The 20664-nt window shown below is 66.2% G+C and carries 13 protein-coding genes; 9 read left to right on the top strand and 4 right to left on the bottom strand.

Features of this window, described 5'->3' with window-relative positions; translation table 11 throughout:
* Positions 1-10: 10 nt before the first annotated feature.
* The 3 genes from pks13 (at position 11) to ACWW1C_RS27755 (ending at position 8160) form a co-directional block, all read left to right on the top strand.
* Positions 11-5491 (top strand): polyketide synthase Pks13, encoded by a 5481-nt coding sequence (pks13, locus tag ACWW1C_RS27765; RefSeq protein ID WP_455981244.1) that lies wholly within the window; start codon positions 11-13, stop codon positions 5489-5491.
* Positions 5492-5501: 10 nt separating this feature from the next.
* Positions 5502-7076, top strand: a complete 1575-nt coding sequence (locus ACWW1C_RS27760) for an acyl-CoA carboxylase subunit beta (protein WP_455981243.1) — start codon at positions 5502-5504, stop codon at positions 7074-7076.
* Between the two features lie 157 nt (positions 7077-7233).
* Positions 7234-8160, top strand: coding sequence for an alpha/beta fold hydrolase (locus ACWW1C_RS27755; protein WP_455981242.1), 927 nt, complete (start codon positions 7234-7236; stop codon positions 8158-8160).
* Between the two features lie 132 nt (positions 8161-8292).
* Here ACWW1C_RS27755 and ACWW1C_RS27750 read toward each other — a convergent pair whose 3' ends face one another.
* A complete protein-coding gene (locus ACWW1C_RS27750; protein ID WP_455981241.1) occupies positions 8293-9531 on the bottom strand; it encodes a DUF222 domain-containing protein in 1239 nt (412 codons plus the stop codon).
* Between the two features lie 398 nt (positions 9532-9929).
* Here ACWW1C_RS27750 and ACWW1C_RS27745 point away from each other — a divergent pair, with 398 nt between their 5' ends.
* The 5 genes from ACWW1C_RS27745 to ACWW1C_RS27725 all read left to right on the top strand — a co-directional run bounded on the left by ACWW1C_RS27745 (position 9930) and on the right by ACWW1C_RS27725 (position 18228).
* Positions 9930-13634 (top strand): nitrate reductase subunit alpha, encoded by a 3705-nt coding sequence (locus ACWW1C_RS27745; protein ID WP_455984468.1) that lies wholly within the window; start codon positions 9930-9932, stop codon positions 13632-13634.
* Between the two features lie 42 nt (positions 13635-13676).
* Complete coding sequence (narH, locus tag ACWW1C_RS27740; RefSeq protein ID WP_455981240.1) at positions 13677-15272, top strand: nitrate reductase subunit beta; 1596 nt, start codon at positions 13677-13679, stop codon at positions 15270-15272.
* Complete coding sequence (narJ, locus tag ACWW1C_RS27735; RefSeq protein WP_455981239.1) at positions 15269-15955, top strand: nitrate reductase molybdenum cofactor assembly chaperone; 687 nt, start codon at positions 15269-15271, stop codon at positions 15953-15955. The genes narH and narJ overlap by 4 nt, the downstream gene beginning before the upstream one ends.
* Before the next feature lie 28 nt (positions 15956-15983).
* Entirely contained in the window at positions 15984-16727 is a 744-nt protein-coding gene (narI, locus tag ACWW1C_RS27730; protein ID WP_455981238.1) for a respiratory nitrate reductase subunit gamma, read from the top strand.
* 103 nt (positions 16728-16830) lie between these two features.
* On the top strand, positions 16831-18228 hold the full coding sequence (locus ACWW1C_RS27725) for a nitrate/nitrite transporter (protein WP_455981237.1): 1398 nt from the start codon (positions 16831-16833) through the stop codon (positions 18226-18228).
* Between the two features lie 15 nt (positions 18229-18243).
* Here the strand turns inward: ACWW1C_RS27725 and ACWW1C_RS27720 are convergent, their stop codons facing one another.
* Entirely contained in the window at positions 18244-19008 is a 765-nt protein-coding gene (locus ACWW1C_RS27720; RefSeq protein ID WP_455981236.1) for an SDR family oxidoreductase, read from the bottom strand.
* Between the two features lie 57 nt (positions 19009-19065).
* On the opposite strand from ACWW1C_RS27720, the gene ACWW1C_RS27715 reads away from it, so the two are divergent.
* Entirely contained in the window at positions 19066-19980 is a 915-nt protein-coding gene (locus tag ACWW1C_RS27715) for a LysR substrate-binding domain-containing protein (RefSeq protein WP_455981235.1), read from the top strand.
* A 2-nt stretch (positions 19981-19982) separates the two neighbouring features.
* Here ACWW1C_RS27715 and ACWW1C_RS27710 read toward each other — a convergent pair whose 3' ends face one another.
* Positions 19983-20216, bottom strand: coding sequence for a hypothetical protein (locus ACWW1C_RS27710; protein ID WP_455981234.1), 234 nt, complete (start codon positions 20214-20216; stop codon positions 19983-19985).
* A gap of 43 nt (positions 20217-20259) precedes the next feature.
* Positions 20260-20616: a WhiB family transcriptional regulator gene (locus ACWW1C_RS27705; RefSeq protein ID WP_455984467.1), complete on the bottom strand. Its 357-nt coding sequence runs from the start codon at positions 20614-20616 to the stop codon at positions 20260-20262.
* Positions 20617-20664: the final 48 nt, after the last annotated feature.

The raw sequence follows: 20664 nt of genomic DNA, 5'->3' as shown, positions 1-20664 counted from the left end.
AACAGTGAAAATGACTGACACCGAAGACAATTCGAACGAAATCGACACTTCGCCGCAGGAGGGGCCCCAGAGCGCGGCTGTCTCACGTGCCAACGGCATGTCCGTGCCGGAGATGCGCGAGTGGCTGCGCAACTGGGTGGCCAACGCCACCGGCCAGCCGGCGGACTCCGTCAACGAGTCGGTGCCGATGGTGGAGCTCGGACTGGCGTCGCGCGACGCGGTCGCCATGGCCTCCGATATCGAGGACCTCACCGGCGTCACGCTGACCGCGACGGTGGCCTTCCGGCACCCCACCATCGAGGCGCTGGCCCAGGTCATCATCGAGGGTGAGCCCGAAGTAGCGGTCGTCGAGGGTGAGGACTGGTCCCGCGACGCCGACGACGACGCGATGAACATCGCCGTTGTCGGTCTGGCCACTCGCTTCCCGGGTGACATGAACACCCCCGACGAGATGTGGCAGGCGCTGCTGGAAGGCCGCGACGCCATCACCGATCTGCCCGAGGGCCGCTGGTCGGAGTTCCTGTCCGAGCCCCGGATCGCCGAGCGGGTGGCCGAGGCCCGCACCCGCGGCGGGTACCTGTCGGACATCAAGGGTTTCGACGCAGAGTTCTTCGCGCTGGCCAAGATGGAAGCCGACAACATCGATCCGCAGCAGCGGATGGCGCTCGAACTGGCCTGGGAGGCACTGGAATTCGCCCGCATCCCGGCGTCGGCGCTGCGCGGTGAGTCGGTAGGTGTGTTCGTCGGTAGCTCGACCAACGACTACAGCTTCCTGTCGGTCTCCGACCCGTCGATCACGCACCCCTACGCCATCACCGGCACCGCGAGTTCCATCATCGCCAACCGGGTTTCGTACTTCTTCGACTTCCGCGGGCCGTCGATGACCATCGATACCGCGTGTTCCTCGTCGCTGGTCGCGATGCACGAAGGTGTCAAGGCGCTGCGTTCCGGTGAGGCCGACGTGGTGCTGGCCGGTGGCGTCAACGCGCTGGTGACGCCGATGGTGACGGTCGGCTTCGACATGGTCGGCGGCGTCCTGGCGCCGGACGGCCGCATCAAGTCGTTCAGCTCCGACGCCGACGGCTACGCCCGTTCCGAGGGTGGCGGCATGGTCGTGCTCAAGCGCGTCGCCGACGCCCGCCGCGACGGTGACGAGATTCTCGCCGTCATCGCCGGTTCGGCCATCAACCACGACGGCCGCTCCAACGGCATGCTGGCTCCGAACCCTGACGCTCAGGAAGCGGTGCTGCGTAAGGCCTACAAGGACGCCGGCATCGACCCCAAGACCGTCGACTACATCGAGGCGCACGGCACCGGCACCATCCTGGGTGACCCGATCGAGGCCGACGCGCTGGGGCGGGTCATCGGCCGTGGCCGCGCCGCCGACAAGCCGGCGCTGCTCGGTGCGGTGAAATCCAATGTGGGACACCTGGAGTCGGCCGCCGGTGCGGCCAGTGTCGCGAAGATGACGCTGGCGCTGTACCACGACAAACTGCCGCCGTCGATCAACTACGCGGGCCCGAACCCGTACATCGACTTCGACAAGGAACACCTCAAGGTCAACGCCGAGCTGTCGGACTGGCCGCGCTACAGCGGTCACGCCATCGCGGGTGTCTCCGGTTTCGGTTTCGGTGGCGCCAACGCCCACCTGGTCATGCGGCAGGTGCTGCCGAGCGACCTCGTCGAGCCGGAGCCCAAAGAGGTTGTTGCCGAGGAGAAGCCGGCCTCTGACGCGAACGCCGTGTATGTCGGCGGCGTCAAGATGGACGAGTACGGCGAGTTCATCGACGATGAGCCGCTTGCGCGCAGAGATTCAGGTAGTGACGAAGGCGACAACCGTGGTGACGCCGATTTCTACGGCTACGAGACCGACGACGAGCCGGAGCTGCCCGGTCTGACCGAGCGGGCGCTCGAGCTGATCGAGGCCGGTCGCGCTGAAATCGAATCGGCCGAGCCGGTCAAGCGCATTGTGCCACTGGCGGTTTCGGGCTTCCTGACCTCGCGGAAGAAGTCCGCGGCCGCCGAGTTGGCGGACTGGATCGACAGCGAAGCGGGCCGGTCCCACTCGCTGGAGTCCATCGGTCGCTCGCTGTCGCGCCGCAACCACGGCCGTTCGCGCGCAGTGATTTTGGCGCACGACCACGACGAAGCCGTCAAGGGTCTGCGGTCGCTGGCCGAAGGCAAGCAGAGCCCGCTGGTGCTGGCCGCCGACGGACCCGTCACCAACGGCCCGGTGTGGGTGCTGGCCGGTTTCGGTGCGCAGCACCGCAAGATGGGCAAGAGCCTGTACCTGAACGACCCGATCTTCGCGGAGTGGATCAACAAGGTCGACGCGCACATCCAGGATGAGCGTGGCTATTCCGTCGTCGAGCTGATCCTCGATGACGCCATCGACTACACCAACGAGACCTGCGAATACCCCATCGAGGTCGTGCAGACGGTGATCTTCGCGCTGCAGATCGCGCTCGGTGAGCTGCTCAAGGCGCACGGTGCGAAACCCGGTGCGGTGGTTGGCCAGTCGCTCGGTGAAGCGGCCGCCGCCTACTTCTCGGGTGGCCTGTCGTTGGCCGATGCCACCCGCACCATCTGCTCGCGCGCCCACCTCATGGGTGAGGGCGAGGCCATGCTGTTCGGCGAGTACATCCGCCTGATGGCGCTGGTCGAGTACTCGGCCGAGGAGATCAAGACGGTCTTCGCCGACTTCCCGGGCCTCGAGGTGTGCGTGTACGCCGCCCCGACGCAGACCGTCATCGGCGGCCCGCCGGAGCAGGTCGACGCGATCATCGCCCGCGCCGAGGCCGAGGGCAAGTTCGCCCGCAAGATGCAGACCAAGGGCGCCAGCCATACGCAGCAGATGGACCCGCTGCTCGGCGAGCTGTTGGCGGAAATCCAGGGCATCGAGCCGCAGCCGCTGCAGACTGCCTACTACTCGACGGTGCACGAGGGCCAGCTGATCCGTGCCGGCAGCGACCCGATCCACGATGTCGAGTACTGGAAGAAGGGGCTGCGCCACAGCGTCTACTTCACCCACGGCATCCGCAACGCCGTCGACAACGGGCACACCACGTTCCTGGAGCTGGCCCCGAACCCGGTGGCGCTCATGCAGGTTGGGCTCACCACCATGTCGGCCGGTCTGCATGACGGTCAGCTGATCCCGACCCTCGCCCGTAAGCAGGACGAGGTCGATTCGATGACCAACGCCATGGCGCAGCTGTTCGTGCACGGCCATGACCTGGACTTCCGGACGATGTTCTCGCCGGCCGAGGATCCCGCTGTCGACTACGCGCCGATCCCGCCGACGCGGTTCAAGCGCAAGCCACACTGGCTGGACGCCAACTTCACCGCCGACAGTTCGGCCATCGAGCCGGGCAGCCATGTCGCCACCCCGGACGGCCGGCATGTGTGGGAGTACGCCCCGCGTGGTGAGGTCGACGCGGCCGCTCTGGCCAAGCTGGTGAAAGCCGCTGCGGCACAGGTGCTTCCGGATGCCCGCTTGACCGCGTTCGAGCAGCGCGCCATCCCGGGTGAGGGCTCGCGCCTGGTCACCACGCTGACCCGTCACCCCGGTGGCGGCACGGTGCAGGTGCACGCCCGCATGGGTGAATCCTTCACGCTGGTCTACGACGCGGTCGTCAGCCGCGGTGGTGACGGTGCGGCTCTCCCGGTCGCGCTCGGTGGCACCGCGCTGCCGTCGGCCGTCGGCGCCACGGTTGCCGAAACCGCCGTTGCGGCACCGGAACCCGCCGCCGAAGACGACGCCGCCATCCTGCAGGACGACCTGACCGCCGGTGCCGGACTTGCTGCCGGCTTCAAAAAGTGGTCGCCGGATTCCGGCGAGACCATCGCGGACCGGTTGGGTGCGATCGTCGGTGGCGCCATGGGCTACGAGCCCGAGGACCTGCCGTGGGAGGTGCCGCTGATCGAGCTGGGTCTGGACTCGCTCATGGCGGTCCGGATCAAGAACCGGGTCGAGTACGACTTCGACCTGCCGCCGATCCAGCTGACCGCGGTGCGCGACGCCAACCTGTACGCGGTGGAGAAGCTGATCCACTACGCCATCGAGCACCGCGACGAGGTCGGCCAGCTTGCCGAGGCGCAGAAGGGCCAGAGCGCCGAGGAGATCGCCGCCGCGCAGGCCGAATTGATGGGTGGCGCAACGACTGTCGCGGAGCTGGAGGCCAAGCTGGCCGAGGCCGGACACCCGCTGGCTGACAAGGCGGAGGAAACCCCTGCGGCTGACATAGCCACGGATGCCGCTGCGGCGCAGGGCATCCCGGCGCCTCCGACCGACCCGTCGGGTCCCGCCGTCCCGCCGCCGCCCACCAACCCCGCCGGACCGAGCCAGGCCGCACCGAACCAGGCCACTGCGGCCGCGGCTGCCGCCAAGGTGCTCACGCAGGAGGCGGTGACCGAGGCGCTCGGCGCCGACGTGCCCCCGCGTGACGCCGCCGAGCGGGTCACCTTCGCCACGTGGGCGATCGTCACCGGTAAGTCGCCCGGCGGCATCTTCAACGAGCTGCCCGCCGTCGACGATGCGACCGCGACCAAGTTGTCCGAGCGGCTCTCCGAGCGTGCCGAGGGCATCGTGACGGTCGAGCAGGTGCGCTCGGCCAAGACCATCGAAGAGCTGTCCACGGTCGTGCGTGATCAGCTGGAAGACGGTGTGGTGGACGGCTTCGTCCGTACGCTCCGTCCGGCGAAGGACGGTGGCCCGCAGGTCCCGCTGTTCGTGTTCCACCCCGCCGGTGGCTCGACGGTGGTCTACGAGCCGCTCCTGAAGCGACTGCCGGAAGACGTCCCGGTCTACGGCATCGAACGCGTCGAGGGCTCCATCGAGGAGCGCGCCGCCGAGTACGTGCCGAAGCTGCTGGAAATGCACAAGGGCCCGTTCGTCCTGGCCGGTTGGTCGCTGGGTGGGGCGCTGGCCTACGCGTGCGCCATCGGGCTCAAGCAGGCCGGCGCCGATGTCCGGTACGTCGGGCTGATCGACTGCGTGCGGCCGGGTGTCCCCATCGACAAGACCCAGGCCGGTATGCGGGCCCGTTGGGATCGCTACGCCCGCTTCGCCGAGCGCACCTTCAACGTCGAGGTTCCGGAAATCCCGTACGAGGAGCTGGAGAAGCTCGATGACGAGGGTCAGGTGAAATTCGTGCTGGACATCGTCGCGCAGAGCGGCGTGCAGATTCCGGGCGGCATCATCGAGCACCAGCGCACGTCGTATCTGGACAACCGCGCGCTGGACACCATCGACATCCAGCCGTACGACGGCCACGTCGTGCTCTACATGGCGGACCGCTACCACGACGACGCCATCGTGTTCGAGCCCGCGTACGCCACTCGTCAGCCAGACGGTGGTTGGGGCGAGTTCGCGCCCGACCTGGAGGTCGTGAATATCGGCGGCGAGCACATCCAGGCCATCGATGAGCCGTACATTGCCAAGGTCGGCGCGCACATGAGCCAAGCCATCAACCAGATCCAGGCCGGGAAGTAGTAGGAGAACCGTGACTGAAGTTACCGAACCGCGCAGCCCTGCGACGACGGCCGAGAAACTGGCCGAGCTTCGCGAAAAGCTTGAGCGGGCAGCCGATCCCGGTGACGAGAAGGCCAAGGCGCGTCGCGACAAGAAGGGCATTCCTTCGGCCCGCGCCCGCATCCACGCGCTCGTCGACCCGGGCAGCTTCTTCGAGATCGGTGCGCTGGCCAAGACGCCCGGTGATCCGAATGCGCTGTACGGCGACGGTGTGGTGACCGGACACGCCACCATCGACGGCCGTCCTGTCGCGGTGTTCAGCCATGACCAGACGGTGTTCCAGGGTTCGGTCGGCGAGATGTTCGGCCGCAAGGTCGCCAAGCTCATGGAGTGGGTGGCCATGGTCGGCTGCCCGATCATCGGCATCAACGACTCTGCGGGCGCTCGCATCCAGGACGCCGTGACCTCGCTGGCGTGGTACGCCGAGCTGGGCCGCCGGCACGAGATGCTGCGCGGTACGGTGCCGGAGATCTCGATCATCCTGGGCAAGTGCGCCGGCGGCGCGGTGTACTCGCCGATCCAGACCGACCTGCTGGTGGCCGTGCGCGACCAGGGCTACATGTTCATCACCGGCCCGGACGTCATCAAGGACGTCACCGGTGAGGACGTGACGTTCGACGAGCTCGGTGGTGCGGACGTCCAGGCGCAGCGCGGCAACATCCACAAGGTCGTCGAGGACGAAGCGGCCGCCTTCCAGTACGTCCGTGACTACCTGAGCTTCCTGCCCGCCAACACGTGGGACGATCCGCCGATCGTGAACCCGGGCCTGGAGCCCGAGCTGACCCCGAGCGACTTCGAGCTGGACAAGATCGTGCCGGACGCCGACAACGCCGGCTACGACATGCACGACATCCTGCTTCGCATGTTCGACGACGGCGACATCTTCGAGATCGCCGAGCAGCGCGCTCCGGAGATGATCACCGCGTTCGCACGGGTGGACGGCCGGCCGGTCGGCGTCATCGCCAACCAGCCGCTGTTCATGGCGGGTGCCATCGGCAACGAAGCCTCGGACAAGGCCGCCGGGTTCATCCGGTTCTGCGACTCCTTCAACCTGCCTTTGGTTTTCGTGGTCGACACCCCCGGCGCGCTGCCCGGTGTCGCCGAGGAGACGGGCGGCATCATCAAGCGCGGTGGCCGCTTCTTCAACGCCATCGTGGAGGCTGACGTGCCGAAGGTGACGTTCGTGATCCGGAAGGCCTACGGCGGTGGCTACGCCGTCATGGGCTCCAAGCAGCTCTCGGCTGACCTGAACTTCGCCTGGCCCACGGCGCGTATCGCGGTGATCGGTGCCCAGGGCGCGGCACAGCTGCTGGTGAAGCGCTTCCCTGATCCGACGGCGCCCGAGGTGCAGAAGATCAAGGCCGACTTCATCGAGGGCTACAACGCCAACATGGCGATCCCGTGGACCGCGGCGGAGCGCGGCTACATCGACGCGGTGATCCAGCCGCACGAATCCCGCCTGCTGCTGCGCAAGTCGCTGAAGTTGTTGCGTGACAAGCAGAAGCACGATCGCATCGCGCGCAAGCACGGTCTGACGCCACTCTGATCTCTCGCGAGTCGCCGCAAATGTCCCCCGACACACAGTGTTTGGGGGACATTTGCGTCCGGTGGCCGAGGTTTGCGGCGAGGCCGTTGTGGGTAGTGCCCGATCGTCAGCGACGGTCGTCGCAGGATGACACTCTTCATACCAAGGTGGTTGACGCATGGCATTGACGGAACCGCGTGCCGGTCAGGCCCGAAACGGGGAAGCGGCGCCCGACACCGATGCCGGTGTGCTCCCGCCGGTCCCGGCCGGAACACGCCGGGCCTTCTGGTGGCTCGAGCGGTTCGCGCCGGCGATCGGCGCCCGCTGGGCCACCGAATTGTGGTGCACGGTGCCGGATGTCGACCTGAGCACCAAGATGCCGCCCGGTCTGCCGGACAGCACGCCGCTGGAAGCGGCGTGGGACGGCCACCTCATCGCCGGGCAGTCGTGGGGGTCGGGTCCGCTGGTGTACCTGGTACACGGTTGGGGCGGATGCCGGGCGCACATGGCGGTTTTCGTCAAACCTCTTGTCGCGGCGGGCTATCGGGTGATTGCTTTCGACCTCCCCAGCCACCACGACTCGGAGCCTGGGGCACTGGCGCCGGGCCGCACCACCATCGTCGAGTGCGCCGAAGCGGTGCGCGCCGTCATCGCTCAGCACGGACCGGCGCATGCCGTCATCGGTCATTCGCTGGGTGCAAAGGCGGCCGCGCTGGCAGCCGCGCGGGGTGCGCACGCCGGACGTTTGGTGTTCCTCGCACCGATGGGCGACTTCACGTGGTACCTCGACGCTTTCGCCGAACGTCACAACTTCGGCCGACGGATCCGCGACCGGCTGCACCGGCGGCTGGACAAACGGATCGGGATGCCGCTGCTGGACACCGACATCACCGCGTCGGCGGCGCACGCCGGCGACCGGCCACTGCTGCTCATCCATGACCCCGACGACCCGGACAGCCCGTACTCGGCCAGCATCGAGATCGCCGAGGCCTGGCCCGATGCGCGACTCGAGACCACGAAGGGTCTGGGCCGGCTGGCGCACTACCGGATTCTGCGGCATCGTCCGGCGATCACCACGGGTGTGGATTTCATCGGAATGCCTTAGGTCCCTGCCGATTTTGCGGGGCCTGATGTTCGCGCGGCGGATGCGAATTCCACCCGCCGCGCGAACATGGAGGCCGGGTACGCTATTGAGTTATCAAGGTGCACAGCAGGTTTGGGCACTTGTCTGCGGTGGTTACGCGGCTGCGTCGAGTCGCATGGTGCGGCGGTTGTAGGCGGGGATGGGTCTGCGGCGTGGGTCGACCGTGGGCGGTGGGATGAGCCAGGGGTGTTTGTCCAGGCCCATGACGACGTCCCAGCCGTCGTGGTGGACGTTGGCGTGGCAGGCCGGGCACAGTAGGCATCCGTTGCCCAGTGATGTTTCGCCGTGGTGGGTCCAGTGCACGATGTGGTGGGCGTGGGTGCGTCCGGGTGGTGCGCCGCATTTGATGCAGCACTGATCCCTCAGGTACAGGGCTTTACGCAGATGCGCCGGGAACAGGCGTTTCTCTCGGCCCATATCGAGGGGTACCTGTTCGCCGTCGACGATCACGGTGGTGACCGCGGTGTCGCAGGTCAACCGCTCCAGGGTCATGGTGCTGATCGACCCCATGAACTCCAACTGAGCGAGGTCGGGGGTATCAGCCGGCACGGTCAGGAGCAATTGCGTCCGCGGCGCCGACGCGACGTCCCCACCCCGGGCGGCGATATCCAGCACCGCTTCCAGGGCATCGGCCCGCCGCCGGGAAGCCGACCTGGTGTCGGGGGTGCCATCCGGTTCGGGTCGCGGCGCCGACAGCTCTTCGACCGCGGCCACCAACTTGGCACCGACTTCGGCATCCAGATCGGCCCGCACCTGCAGGCGTCCGTCACTGGTGACGCGGTGATCGAGGGTGTTGATCGAGCGGTCCTCCGCCGCCGGCAACCCGCCCTCGGCCGCGGCGACCCGGTTCCCCAGCCGGCGGGCCCGGTCCCCGATCGCGGCCGGAGTAGCCCCCGAAAAGAACTGCCCCAACAAATCCGTCACCTGCGCGAACCGGGCCGCCTCATCCACCGGACCTGGTGCACGCGCCTGAATGTGGTTGATGCCCTTCACGATCGCGTCGACATGCTCACCGGAGACCACCCCATCGGCGGTATGGGCCGCCAGCGTCGGCAATAACGGCAGGGCGGCACCGACCCGCACCAGCCGGTCAGCCACCGCGGGCGCACAGCCCAGCGACATCAACAGCTCCCGCAGCGTGCGCCCCTGCGCCGCCGCCACACCGCAGCGATCCAGCACCCCAGCCACCGTCGCTGCCAGGTGATCGACCACGCCGCGGATCAGCTGCAGCACCCGCATGACGTTGGCGGCGTCCTCGCCCGCAATGTTCTCGGGGACGACCACGTCACGAAGGTGGTCGAGAAGAGGTTGGAGATCCGGCGTGGTTCCCATACCCAATCGTATCGAACAAACGTTCGAACTGCAAGGGTGAATCCGCCGCGCATCTGTGATGTATCAGGACATCGGTGACAGTGCCAGTGGTCTGTCAGCGGAGGGGAATCCGTCGTTCCGGGCACCGGCCGCGGTTTGTTACCGCGCTGATAAGAATTCCGGATCGCAGCCCCGGAGCAATGTGACGGGCGACGCACCCTGCTGCTTCGCGTTTGCCCTGATCAACCGATCGCCGCAGGTAGGAACCGCGATGCCGAAATCGCGTTTATTTCATGACATGACAGCCCTGTTAACGCGGTCGCACAGGCCCTGAAAAGGGCTCGTGCGTTCTTTTGACGGCGGTCCGACCGGTCCTAACCTCTGTCTCAACGGCTCGAAAGGAGCACTTTGTGGCCGAGTTGCCAGGAAGCCAGGCGGTAGCCGGATCATCGCCTGCGGCGAAGCCAGGCGATGCGCTGCTGCGATTGTCCAAGTACTTTCACCGCGGTGAAATCTCCGATGACCAGCGCACCATCCACAAGGTTGGTGGGCGGTCGGCCGACGACTTCTATCGCGACCGCTGGGCGCACGACAAGGTGGTGCGCTCGACGCACGGCGTCAACTGCACGGGATCGTGCTCGTGGAAGATCTACGTCAAGGACGGCGTGATCACCTGGGAGTCGCAACAGACCGACTACCCGTCGATCGGTGCCGACAAGCCCGAGTACGAGCCGCGCGGCTGCCCCCGTGGCGCGTCGTTCTCCTGGTACACGTATTCGCCTGCGCGCGTGCGGTATCCGTACGTCCGCGGACTGCTGCTCGACTACTACCGCGAAGCCAAGGAACGGCTGCAGGACCCGGTACTGGCATGGGCCGACGTCGTCGAGGATCCCGAGAAGGCCAAGGCCTACAAGTCGGCCCGCGGCCGCGGTGGCTTCGTCCGCGCCGAATGGTGGGAAGCCGCCGAGATCGCCGCGGCGGCCCACGTCTACACCGTCAAGACCTACGGCCCGGACCGCGTCGCCGGCTTCTCGCCGATTCCCGCCATGTCGATGGTGAGCCATGCCGTTGGGGCACGGTTCATTTCGCTCATGGGCGGATCGATGCTGTCGTTCTACGACTGGTACGCCGATCTGCCCGTGGCGTCGCCGCAGGTGTTCGGCGATCAGACCGACGTTCCCGAATCCGCCGACTGGTTCGACGCCGGCTACCTCATCATGTGGGGCTCTAACGTCCCGGTGACCCGTACCCCCGATGCGCACTACATGACCGAAGCCCGCTACCGCGGACAGAAAGTCGTTGTGGTGTCCCCGGATTACGCCGACAACACCAAGTTCGCCGACGAATGGCTGCCGGCCCATCCGGGTACCGACGCCGCTCTGGCGATGTCGATGGGCCACGTCATCCTCAAGGAGTTCTTCGTCGAGAGGAACACCCCGTACTTCACCGGCTACGTCAAGAAGTACACCGATCTGCCGTTCCTGGTCTCGTTGACCGAGCGCGACGGCCGGTTGGTGCCCGGAAAGTTCCTCACCGCAGCGGATCTCGGTGGCGAGTACGCCGACACCGAAGCTGCTGAGTCCAAGCCGGTCCTTCTCGACGCCGATGGCACCCCCGTGGTGCCCAATGGGTCGCTCGGCCATCGCTTCACCGCGTCCGGTGAAGGGAAATGGAACCTGGACCTGCAGGGGGTGGATCCCCTCCTCACGCTGCACGGTGGAGACAACGACGTCGCCACCGTTGCACTACCCCGGTTCGACACCGACCAGCCTGGCGTCCTCGAACGCGGCGTGCCAACCAGAATCGTTGCCGGACAACGCGTGACGACGGTATTCGACCTCATGCTGGCGCAGTACGGCGTGGCCCGCGACGGGCTGCCGGGTACCTGGCCGACGGGCTACGACGACGCCGCCGAGCCGTACACCCCGGCCTGGCAGGAGGCCATCACCGGAGTGCCGGCGCAGGCCGCGGAGCGCATCGCCCGCGAATTCGCCGACAACGCAGAACGTTCCAAGGGTCGCTCGATGATCCTGATGGGCGCCGGCACCAACCACTGGTTCCATTCCGATCAGATCTACCGGTCGTTCTTGTCGCTGGTCATCCTCACCGGCTGCCAGGGCGTCAACGGCGGCGGCTGGGCGCATTACGTCGGCCAGGAGAAGTGCCGCCCGGTAACAGGCTGGGGCACACTCGCATTCGGTCTGGACTGGCAGCGTGCGCCGCGCCAGATGCAGGGCACCGTGTTCTGGTACCTGGCCACCGACCAGTGGCGCTACGACCGGTTCACCACTGAACCGATGACCTCGCCGCTCGCCACGGGCACGCTGGCCGGCCGGACCGCGGCCGACAACATCGCCCTCGCGAGCCGACTGGGCTGGATGCCGAGTTACCCGACGTTCAACCGCAACCCGCTGGATCTGGCGGACGAGGCCGAGCGGCAGGGCAAGGATGCCGCGCAGCATGTGCTCGACGGCCTGAAGTCCGGGCACCTGCAGTTCGCCTGCGAGGACCCGGACGCACCGGAGAACTTCCCACGCTGCCTGACGGTGTGGCGGTCCAACCTGCTGGGCTCGTCGGCGAAAGGCAACGAGTACTTCCTCAAGCACCTGCTGGGCGCCGACAACAACGTGGCGGCCAGTGACGAGGACGGGGTGCACCCGCAGGACGTGCGCTGGCGTGACCAGGCGCCGGCAGGCAAGCTGGATCTGTTGCTGTCCTTGGACTTCCGCAACACGAGCACGACGCTGTACTCGGACATCGTGCTCCCGGCCGCGACGTGGTACGAGAAGCACGACCTGTCCAGCACCGACATGCATCCGTTCGTGCACGCGTTCTCCCCGGCGATCTCGCCGCCCTGGGAGACCAAGACCGACTTCGACGCCTTCCACCGGATCGCACGCGGGTTCTCCTGGCTCGCGGAGAAGCACCTCGGCAAGCGCAAGGACATCGTCGCGATGCCGTTGCAGCACGACAGCTCCGACGCCACCGCCCAGCCCGGCGGCAAGGTGCTGGACTGGAAAGCCGGTGAATGCGAACCGATCCCGGGCAAGACGATGCCGCGTCTGGTGACGGTGGAACGCGACTATCCGGCCCTGGCCGACAAGATGGCCGCGCTCGGCCCGCTGGTGGAAACCCTCGGCCTGACGGTCAAGGGCGTCACCACCCATCCCGACGACGAGGTGGAGTATCTGCGCGGCGTCAACGGTGTCTCCGACCGGGGCGTCGCCGCGGGACGGCCGTCGCTGGCCAAGGACACGCATGCGGCCGAAGCGATCCTGGCTCTTTCTGGAACGACCAACGGGCGCCTGGCGGTGGAAGGCTTCGAGGCTCTGCAGCGCCGCACCGGGACCGAACTGGTGGACCTGGCGGCCGAGAACGAAGGTAAGCGAATCACCTTCGCGGACACTCAGTCCCGACCGATGCCGGTCAACACCTCGCCGGAGTGGTCGGGGTCGGAGACCGGTGGTCGCCGCTACTCGCCGTTCACCATCAACACCGAGCGGCTCAAGCCGTGGCACACCCTGACGGGCCGTCAGCACTTCTATCTCGACCACGACTGGATGGACGAGATGGGTGAGCAGCTGCCGACATTCCGTCCGCCGCTGGACATGACGGCACTGTTCGACGAGCCTTCGGTAGGCAGCACGGCGGGCGATGCCGCGGGTCGTTCCATCACGGTCCGGTACCTGACACCGCACTCCAAGTGGTCCATCCACTCGGCCTACCAGGACAACCTGTACATGCTGACGCTTTCCCGTGGCGGACAGGCGATCTGGATGTCCGACGTCGACGCCGCCAAGATCGGGGTGAAGGACAACGACTGGATCGAGTGCACCAACCGCAACGGTGTGGTGAATGCCCGCGCGATCGTCAGTCACCGCATGCCCGAAGGTCTGGTCTTCATGTACCACGCCCAGGACAAGGCCGTCGACGTACCGCGTACCGAGAAGACCGGTAAGCGTGGCGGAATCCACAACGCCCTGACCCGCATCATGATCAAGCCCACCCACTTGATCGGCGGCTACGCCCAGCAGTCCTTTGCGCTGAATTACCACGGCCCCACCGGAAACCAGCGCGACGAGGTGACGACGATCCGTCGTCGTTCGCAGGAAGTCGAGTACTGACATGACCGGATACGAAGCTTGCGGAGTGGACCAATGAGAGTCATGGCCCAACTTGCGATGGTGATGAACCTCGACAAGTGCATCGGCTGCCATACCTGCAGCGTGACCTGTAAGCAGGCGTGGACCAACCGCAGCGGTGTCGAGTACGTCTGGTTCAACAACGTGGAAACCCGTCCCGGACAGGGGTATCCGCGGCAGTACCAGGACCAGGAACGCTGGAAGGGCGGGTGGACGCTCAACAAGCGCGGCAAGCTCACGCTGAAATCGGGCTCTCGGTTCAAGCGGTTGCTGAACATCTTCGCCAACCCGGATCTGCCGACGGTCAGCGACTACTACGACCCGTGGACCTACGACTACGAGAACCTGCTGTCCTCGCCGCTGATGGACACCACACCCGTGGCGCGGCCCAAGTCGCTGATCACCGGCCAGGACACCAAGGTCACCTGGGGCGCCAACTGGGACGACGATCTCGGCGGTGGACCTGAGCAGGTGGGCCGGGATCCGCTGCTGGCCAAGGTCGAAGAGGTCTCGAACAAGGTCAAGCTGGAATTCGAGCAGACCTTCATGTTCTACCTGCCGCGGATCTGCGAGCACTGTCTGAACCCGGCGTGTGCCGCGGCGTGTCCGTCCGGTGCCATTTACAAGCGCGCCGAGGACGGCATCGTCCTGGTGGACCAGGACAAGTGTCGCGGCTGGCGCCAATGTGTAACCGGCTGCCCGTACAAGAAGATCTACTTCAACCACAAGACCGGCAAGGCCGAGAAGTGCACGTTCTGCTACCCGCGTGTCGAGGTGGGCATCCCGACGGTCTGCTCGGAGACGTGTGTCGGCCGGCTGCGGTACATCGGCGTCATGCTGTACGACGCCGACAAGGTGCTGGAGGCGGCCTCGGTCACCGAGGATAAGGACCTCTACCCGTCGCAGCTCGGGGTGTTCCTCAACCCGCACGACCCGCGGGTGGTCGCCGAAGCCGAGCGCGCCGGCATCTCGCCCGAATGGATTGAGGCCGCGCAGAATTCGCCGGTGTACCGGCTGATCGTCGACTATCAGGTGGCGCTGCCGCTGCACCCGGAGTACCGCACCATGCCGATGGTCTGGTACGTCCCGCCGCTGTCTCCGGTGGTCGACATCCTCAAGGAAACCGGCCACGACGGCGAGAACAAGAACAATCTGTTCGGCGCCATCGACACCCTGCGGATCCCGATCGAGTACCTCGCCGAGCTGTTCACCGCGGGGGAGGTCGGGCCCGTCCGGGCGTCCCTGCAGCGGCTGGCCGCCATGCGTGCCTACATGCGGTCGGCCAACCTCGGTGAGGAGTTCGACGAGACCATCCCCGAGTCGGTCCGGCTCACCGGTGAGGAGATCGAGTCGATGTACCGGCTGCTGGCCATCGCCAAATACCAGGACCGGTATGTCATTCCGAGTGGTGCGGGTTCCGACGCGCATAGGCTCGACGCGATCGCGACCGGCTGCAGCCTCGACGGCGACGGTGGTCCGGGTATGACGGCCTTCGACGCGATGGCCGACAAGTTCCACCTCGTCGACACCAACAGCGCTGTGCCGAAGGACGATCCGACGCGGGTCAACCTGCTGAACTGGGACGGCCGCAGCCCCGACGGACTGGTTCCGACCCGATGAAGCTGCTGTCCCTGGGCCGTCGCACGGCCACCGGTCCGGATCTGACCGATCATCAGCAGCGCCTGACGTGGCGTGTGACCGCGCTGCTCCTCGACTATCCGACCGCCCAAACCTGCGCGATTGTCGATGAATTGGCTGCTGCGGCAGAGGAATTGATCGAGCCCATCCGCACGCAGGTGACCGACTTCCTGCGGTACTTCCGCGAAACTGACGCGACCGAGCGCGCCACCCGCTACGTCGAGACCTTCGACATGCGCCGGCGGGCCAGCCTGCATTTGACCTATTACGCCTACGGGGACACCCGCAAGCGGGGGATGGCACTGCTGCGGTTCAAGCACGCGTACCGGCAGGCGGATATCACCATCGGCGACGAAGAGTTGCCCGACTACCTGCCGCTGGTTCTCGAGTTCGCCGCCACCGTCGACCAGGCCCGCGGCGAGCGCCTGCTGGCCGAGCATGTCCCGGTTCTCGAACTATTGCGGCTCTCGTTGCAGGACAGCAATTCTCCGTACGCCAGCCTGCTTGCCGCGGTTCTGGCGACGCTGCCGCCGATCAACACCGCAGACCGCCGGCGCATCACCGAACTCGCCGCCGACGGCCCGCCCGAGGAAGACGTCGGCCTGGACCCGTTCGGCATGGATCCGATGATGATGGATCCGGCCATGACTGGTGGCCGTCGATGAGCGCTTGCACGAAGAGGAGAAGACTCCAGTGACCAACCTCTTGTGGATGACGCTGCCGTACATCGCGTTCACGTCGTTCGTGCTGGGCCACATCTGGCGCTACCGGACCGACCAATTCGGTTGGACCACAAGGTCGTCACAGATCTACGAAAGTCGCTTGCTACGGCTGGGTAGCCCGCTGTTCCACTTCGGGATTCTCGGTGTGCTGGGCGGGCACGTTGTCGGCCTGCTGATCCCGGAATCGTGGACCTCGGCGATCGGCATTTCCGAACACACCTACCACCTGATCGCGATCGGCATGGGCGCACCGGCCGGGTTCGCGGTGATCGCCGGCGCCGCCATCCTGCTGTACCGCCGTACCACGGTGCCCGCGGTACGCGCCGCGACCACCATCAGCGACAAGCTCATGTACCTGCTGCTGGTCGGCGCCCTGCTGACCGGCATGGTGAACACCCTGGGCAATGCGGTATCGGCGTACAACTATCGGGAGACGGTATCCCCTTGGTTGCGGAGCCTTTTCACTCTGCACCCGACGCCGGAGTTGATGTCGACGGCGCCCCTGTCGTTCCAGGTGCACGTGCTCATCGTCCTGACGTTGTTCGGCATCTGGCCGTACACCCGGCTTGTGCACATGTTCAGCGCCCCGATCGGCTACCTGGTGCGGCCGTATGTGGTCTACCGCAGCCGGGATCCACAGCGCGCGAGCAACAGTCGGTACGCCAAGGCCTGGGTGACGCCACAGGCGCCGCCGCCGCGCAGTCGCTGGGTGTGAGCCGGGTCTCTTCACAGTGCGGCCGCGTGGCAGGTGAGTGAATCTTCACGATCGGGTCATCGCTCGGAGCCTCGGGGAAACATGAAATTTCTAGATTTGCAGCATGTTTCGATCGCGAACCATCACCGACTGGGACCCGGAAGACATCGTCGCGTGGGAAGCCGGCAACAAGAACGTCGCTCGGCGGAACTTGCTGTGGTCGGTGATCGCGGAGCACATCGGACTCTCGGTCTGGACCATGTGGTCGGTCATGGTGCTCTTCATGCCGCAGTCGGTGTACGGCTTCACCGCGGGTGACAAATTCCTGCTGGCCGCCACCGCGACACTCGTCGGCGGCTGTCTGCGCATTCCGTACACCATGGCGACCGCGACCTTCGGTGGCCGCAACTGGACCGTCTTCTCGGCGCTCGTCCTCTTCATTCCGACGTTGGGCAGCATGTGGCTGCTGGCGCACCCCGGGCTGCCGTTGTGGCCGTACCTGTTGTGTGCGGCGCTCGCCGGCCTCGGTGGCGGAAACTTCGCGTCGTCGATGACCAACATCAATGCGTTCTACCCGCAGCGGCTGAAAGGCTGGGCGCTCGGAATCAACGCCGGCGGAGGCAATCTCGGCGTGCCCGCCATTCAGGTGGTGGGCCTGCTGGTGATCGCCGTCGCGGGCAACCGGGCGCCCTACTGGGTGTGCGCGATCTACCTCGTCCTGCTCGCCGTCGCGGCGGTGGGTGCCGCGTTGTTCATGAACAACCTCGCGCAGCATCGAATCGACGCCGGCGCAATGCGCGCCATTCTGGCCGTGCCCGACACTTGGAGCGTCGCGTTCCTGTATATCGGGACCTTTGGCTCGTTCATCGGCTTCTCGTTCGCCTTCAGCCAGATCATGCAGATCAACTTCGTCGCCGGCGGCCAGTCTGCTGCGCAGGCGGCACTACACGCGGCCCAGATCGCGTTCGTGGGTCCGCTGCTCGGTTCGGTGGCTCGCGTCTACGGCGGCAAGCTCGCCGACCGCATCGGCGGTGCCCGAGTGACCATGGCGGCCTTCACCGGCATGATCATCTTCGGCGCGCTGCTGATCTCGGCGTCGACCTACCACGACCACACCGGCGGTGCCGTCGATGCGGCCACCCTGACGTGCTTCATCGTCGGCTTCGTCGCGCTGTTCATCCTGTCGGGAATCGGCAACGGCTCGGTGTACAAGATGATCCCGTCGATCTTCGAGGCCCGCAGCCACTCTGTGGTGGGCAGCGAGACCGACCGGCAGAACTGGTCCCGCGGGATGTCCGGCGCCGTCATCGGTTTCGCGGGTGCCATCGGCGCGCTCGGGGGAGTCGGCATCAACCTGGCGCTGCGTCAGTCCTACCTGTCCAGCGGTTCGGCCACCGCGGCGTTCTGGGTCTTCGTCACGTTCTATGTGGCCGCGCTGACCCTGACGTGGATGCGTTATGTCCGCACCCCACTGACTGTGGTCGCACCCGCCTCGCCGGCCGAAGTCGTCAGTGTGGCTTGAAATTGGCCGTTCCGGCTAGTTGCTGTGCGGGTCGGCGGAGTTCAGTACGGCCACGGCATGTTCGTACTCACCTCGCACTTCCGCATACCGGAGAAACTTGACGTTCTCCACCTGAATCTCGTTGGCATCCGGCTGGTTTTCGAGAATATCGATGACCTCACCGACGAATTGCTCAAGCGGCATGGCCCACTGGCTGTCGCGCTGCCCGGGTACCAGATCGGTGCGCACGGCAGGCGGCTCGAGTTCCTTGAATTCGACGGAGGAACCGGCGAATTGCAGCCGCAGCGTCTCGGTTAGCAGATGGACGGCAGCTTTGGAAGCGTTGTAGCTCGGGGTCACCTTGAGCGGGGTGAATCCCAGGCCCGATGACACGGTGATGATGGTGGCAGCGGGTTGGGCCTGCAGATGTTCGATGAACGCGGCGATGAGCCGGATCGGACCCAGCACGTTGGTGGTGATGGTGGACTCTGCCGCGGCCAGGAAGCTCTGCGGGGCGTGCCAGTCTTCGATCTTCATCACGCCGGCCATGGTGATCACCACATTCAGATCGGGATGTTCGGCCAGCACCTGCGTAGCCGCGGCCTGGATGCTGTCGGCGTCTGCGGTGTCGATGCGCACCGCGTCGATGCCGGGGTGTTCGGTGGTGATCTGACGGAGCAGCTCTTCGCGGCGGCCGCCGATGATGACGTTGTTTCCTTTGTCCCGCAGGGCGATTGCCAGCGCGAGGCCGATACCGCTCGTGGCACCCGGGATGAAAATGGTGTTGCCGGAGATCTTCATGTCTCAAGCCTGCGCGCGGGCCGAGCATTTGTCACATGCATACTTATGATAGTTCGCATGCTCACAACGCATATTGATCGGGCGGATCTGAATCTGCTGACGCCGCTGGTCGCCCTGCTCGAGGAACGGCAGGTATCGCGCGCGGCGTCCCGGATCGGGCTGAGCCAACCCGCCATGAGTCGTGCCTTGCAGCGGTTGCGCAGACTGCTCGATGATCCGCTGCTGGTCCGTGGCCCCGACGGATTCCGGCTTTCGGCCCGTGCCGAGGAGATTCATCACCAGCTCGCTACGCTGATACCGCTGCTCGAAACGCTTCTGTCTCCTGCGGAGTTCGATCCGCGCGCATCGACGCAGCCGGTGAATGTTGCCGGCAGTGACTACGCTGTCCACACCTACGGTCCTGCCATCGCCCGCCTGATCCGGTCGCAGTCACCTGAGACGGCGGTGCGCTTCCACGGCTTGCGTCCTGACGGGATCGAGGATCAGATACGCCGTGGCACAGCGGATCTGGGCCTCTACGGCGGCCACGCCCCGGACGACCTGAGCGTCACTCACCTCGTTACCGAACGCTTCAAGTGTCTTGTCCCGCAAGGGCATCCACTGGCCGACCGAGGCGCGCTGACCCTGGCGGATTACCTTGAGTTCGGCCATGTGGTCGTGGACGTGTCGGACGGGAAGCAGCCTGATATCGACTACCGCCTCGCCGACCTGGGCAGGCCGAGGCGGGCGGTGGTCACCGTGCCGTACCACACCGCGGCGCCTCCGATGCTTCGTGGAACCGATTTGGTGGCAACACTTCCCGGTCGATTTGTCGACTCTTGGGTGACCGGTTCCGAACTGTGCTCATTGCCGGCCCCGGCCGAGATCGCGACGATGCCCTACCGGATGATCTGGCATCCGGTATTCGAATTCGATCGCCGCCACCAGTGGCTGCGGGAGTGTGTGCGCCGTGCGGTCATCGACTGCGAGTGAGCTCAGTGCTTCCCGGAATACGTTGCCGTCACGGTCGGTGAGGCAAACGCGATCATCGGGGTCGACGGCGGGGTGGTGCTGGTGACGGTCGCCGGCCCGCCGGAAGCCTCGAGAACCGATTGATCGTGGTGGGCGGTGGTGACCGAGAGGGTTCCCAGGACCGCCAGGGCGCCGGCGCCGATGATCGCCGCAACCGTGCGAACTGCCGGCGAGGCGTGCTGTGCTGCGTTGGGCATGTGTATCTCCTTGTGTTGGTTGAGTAACTGTTGGGTGCTGTTGCTATTCGCCGCTCGCGGCGGCCAGGCTGGCTCGCCGGGTTTCCCGGCGCTTCGCCGTGCTCAGATTTCCGGCCGCGCGCGGATCGGAAATGCCCAGTGCGGAAAGACGTTCGGACTCGGACACGCCGCCCCAGATGCCGTACGGCTCGCCGGACAGCAGCGCGAAGGCGGCGCACGGGACCTTCACCGGGCATTGGTGGCAGATCTCTTTGGCGCGTTGTTCGCGTTGTCTACGTGCCCGGCCCCGTTCGTTGTCAGGGTGGAAGAAGATGCTGGAATCCATTGAGCGGCAACGGGCTGACTCCTGCCATTCCCACTCGTCGGCCACCGGCCGGATAGCCGGCGCGGGCAGTGGCAACGCGGTTCGCTTCCCGATCATGTTCTACCTCGTGCTTCCTACTCGGTT

Source organism: Mycobacterium sp. HM-7 (assembly GCF_053852335.1).
The sequence above is the reverse complement of the archived record's forward strand: the minus strand, read 5'-3'. Positions and strand labels throughout refer to the sequence as shown.